The 3061-nt window shown below is 67.3% G+C and carries 3 protein-coding genes; 2 read left to right on the top strand and 1 reads right to left on the bottom strand.

Annotated elements, in window-relative coordinates; genetic code table 11:
• Nucleotides 1–121: 121 nt before the first annotated feature.
• Nucleotides 122–2302, bottom strand: coding sequence for a catalase/peroxidase HPI (gene katG / locus V7787_RS52600; protein ID WP_336095427.1), 2181 nt, complete (start codon nucleotides 2300–2302; stop codon nucleotides 122–124).
• Between the two features lie 250 nt (nucleotides 2303–2552).
• Between katG and V7787_RS52595 the strand changes: the two genes are divergently transcribed.
• Together V7787_RS52595 and V7787_RS52590 are read left to right on the top strand one after the other, a co-directional pair.
• Complete coding sequence (locus V7787_RS52595) at nucleotides 2553–2771, top strand: hypothetical protein (RefSeq protein WP_336095426.1); 219 nt, start codon at nucleotides 2553–2555, stop codon at nucleotides 2769–2771.
• Nucleotides 2772–2810: 39 nt separating this feature from the next.
• Nucleotides 2811–3017, top strand: a complete 207-nt coding sequence (locus V7787_RS52590) for a hypothetical protein (RefSeq protein WP_336095425.1) — start codon at nucleotides 2811–2813, stop codon at nucleotides 3015–3017.
• The last annotated feature ends 44 nt before the right edge of the window (nucleotides 3018–3061 follow it).

Raw genomic sequence — 3061 nt, 5'->3', positions numbered from 1 at the left:
TGAGTCGGCTACGAAGAATCCCAAAAAAGCCCGGCGGAAGTTTCCGCCGGGCGCAGAGGTCGCACTGTCGTTCCGACATCCGCGGCGGCACCGAGCGAGGCGCCGCCGCGAAGGGTGCGACTTATTTCTTCAGATCGAATCGATCGGCATTCATCACCTTGCCCCACGCCGCAACGAAGTCGTGGACGAACTTCTCCTTCGCATCGGAGCTGGCATACACCTCGGCCAGCGCGCGCAACTGCGAATGCGAGCCGAACACCAAGTCGACGCGGGTGCCGGTCCACTTGAGTTCGCCGCTCTTGCGGTCGCGGCCTTCGAACACGTCCTGCGCTTCGGACTTCGGCTTCCACGCCGTGCCCATGTCGAGCAGGTTGACGAAGAAATCGTTGCTGAGCGTGTCGGCCTTTTGGGTGAACACGCCGTGCGCGCTCTGTCCGGCGTTGGCGCCGAGCACGCGCAGGCCGCCGACCAGCACGGTCAGCTCCGGCGCGCTGAGGTCGAGCAACTGCGCCTTGTCGATCAGCAGCGATTCGGCGGTGACGCTGAACTTGCCCTTGAGGTAGTTGCGGAAGCCGTCGGCGATGGGTTCGAGCACCGCGAAGGAGTCCACATCGGTCTGCTCGGCGCTGGCGTCGGTGCGGCCGGCGGAGAACGGCACCTGCACCGCAACGCCGGCATTGCTGGCGGCCTGTTCGACGCCGACATTGCCCGCCAGCACGATCAGATCGGCCAGCGACACTTTCTTGCCGCCGCTCTGCGCGGCGTTGAAGTCTTTCTGGATGCCTTCCAGCGTGGCCAGCACCTTGGCCAGTTGCTGCGGCTGATTGACCTCCCAGTCTTTCTGCGGCGCCAGCCGGATGCGCGCGCCGTTGGCGCCGCCGCGCTTGTCCGAGCCGCGGAAGGTCGAGGCCGAAGCCCAGGCGGTGGACACCAACTGCGCCACGCTCAGGCCCGAGGCCTGGATCTTCACCTTGAGCGCGGCGATGTCTTGCGCGTCGATCAGGGGATGGTCGACGGCCGGGACCGGGTCTTGCCAGATCAACACTTCGGCCGGCACTTCCGAACCGAGGTAACGGGCGCGCGGGCCCATGTCGCGGTGGGTCAGCTTGAACCAGGCGCGGGCGAAGGCGTCGGCGAACTGATCGGGGTTCTCGAAGAAACGACGCGAGATTTTTTCGTAGGCCGGATCGAAGCGCAGCGACAAGTCGGTGGTGAGCATGGTCGGCGCGTGGCGCTTGTTCGGGTCGTGCGCGTCGGGAATCTGGCCGGCGCCGGCGCCGTCTTTGGCGATCCACTGGTGCGCGCCGGCCGGGCTCTTGCTCAGTTCCCATTCGAAGCCGAACAGGTTGGCGAAGAACTCGTTGCCCCATCGGGTCGGGGTGCTGGTCCAGGTGACTTCCAGGCCGCTGGTGATGGCGTCGCCGGCCTTGCCGCTGCCGAAGCTGCTGGCCCAGCCCAGGCCTTGGTCGGCGATGTCGGCGCCTTCGGGCTCGCGGCCGACGTGCGATTCCGGGCCGGCGCCGTGGGTCTTGCCGAAGGTGTGGCCGCCGGCGATCAAGGCCACGGTTTCTTCGTCGTCCATGGCCATGCGGGCGAAGGTTTCGCGGATGTCGCGGGCCGCGGCGACCGGGTCGGGATTGCCGTTGGGGCCTTGCGGATTGACGTAGATCAGGCCCATCTGCACCGCGCCGAGCGGATTCTCCAGAACGCGGTCGCCGGTATAGCGCTTGTCGCCGAGCCAGGTGGTTTCGGTGCCCCAGTACACCGCTTCTTCCGGCTCCCACACGTCGGCGCGGCCGCCGGCGAAACCGAAGGTCTTGAAGCCCATCGATTCCAGCGCGACGTTGCCGGTGAGGATCAGCAGGTCGGCCCAGGAGAGTTTGTTGCCGTACTTCTGCTTGATCGGCCACAGCAGGCGGCGGGCCTTGTCGAGGTTGCCGTTGTCCGGCCAGCTGTTGAGCGGGGCGAAGCGCTGTTGCCCGGCGCCGGCGCCGCCGCGGCCGTCGAAGGTGCGGTAGGTGCCCGCGCTATGCCAGGCCATGCGTATGAACAACGGGCCGTAATGGCCGAAGTCGGCCGGCCACCATTCCTGCGAATCGGTCATCAACGCATGCAGGTCTTGTTTGACCGCGGCCAGATCCAGGGTTTTGAACGCCGCGGCGTAATCGAAATCCGGGCTCGGCGAGGACTGCGGGGTCTGCTGATGCAGAACCTTGAGGTTGAGCTGGTTGGGCCACCAGTCGCGGTTCGACGTACCGCCGCCGGCGGTGTGGTTGAACGGGCATTTGCTTTCGTTTGACATGGGTTATCTGCCTTTGACGGTGGGATCCAGCGACGGGGTTGGATAGCGCGGCGCACAGCGGTTCGCCACGGGCCGGCGGGCCGGCTCGTGCGGATGGGGGCTCAGGAAGGGGGCGCCGGACGGCGCAGCCGGATCTCGCCCAGCGCGGCGGCAGCGGCGGCCGCGATCGAAGGACGGTAGTGGGGCTGGCTCATGGCTGGCGCTCCGTGTCGCGGGGGACCGATAGACGATAGGACGGGATGATCCCTATGTGAAATCGATCATTTCGACTTATCCGATAGAACTTGGCTATTGCGGATCGGGCGGCATCCGCTTACGCCGCGAGGCGATGATGGAAGCGGGGCGATTGCGGCGGTGTGACCGCGCGCGGGAATTGCGACGCGGGCGTGGTTGCGCGGTGGTGCCGCCGCGCACCATGCGCGAGGCGGCGGGCGCGGGTTCGCGTCGGCCGCCGCCGCGCGCGGCGTGACCGCGGCGGCATTCCCGATCCGATCAAGGAGGAACAGCGATGAGAAACGTGCGGATTCGTTGGGCGGCGGTCGCCGCGCTGGTGTTCGGCCTGGGCTTCGGCGCGGCGGCATCGGCGTCGGACCCCGCTTGTTACGACGCGTGCATGGCCGAGTTGGATGCTTGCGTGGCGCAAGCCGCCGGCGGCAGCACCCTGCATTGCGGGCGGCAGTATCGGCAGTGCACTGCGGCTTGCGACTGGTTGTGATGGCGGCGGCTTAGAGGCCGATCGGCGTCGCGAGCGGCCGCTTG

The sequence above is a fragment of the Pseudomonas sp. CGJS7 genome, from assembly GCF_036961695.1.
The sequence above is the reverse complement of the archived record's forward strand: the minus strand, read 5'-3'. Positions and strand labels throughout refer to the sequence as shown.

Coding starts and splice junctions, on each gene's coding strand:
- katG (WP_336095427.1), bottom strand. CDS start 2,302: ATGTCAAACGAAAGCAAATGCCCGTTCAACCACACCGCCGGCGGCGGT.
- V7787_RS52590 (WP_336095425.1), top strand. CDS start 2,811: ATGAGAAACGTGCGGATTCGTTGGGCGGCGGTCGCCGCGCTGGTGTTC.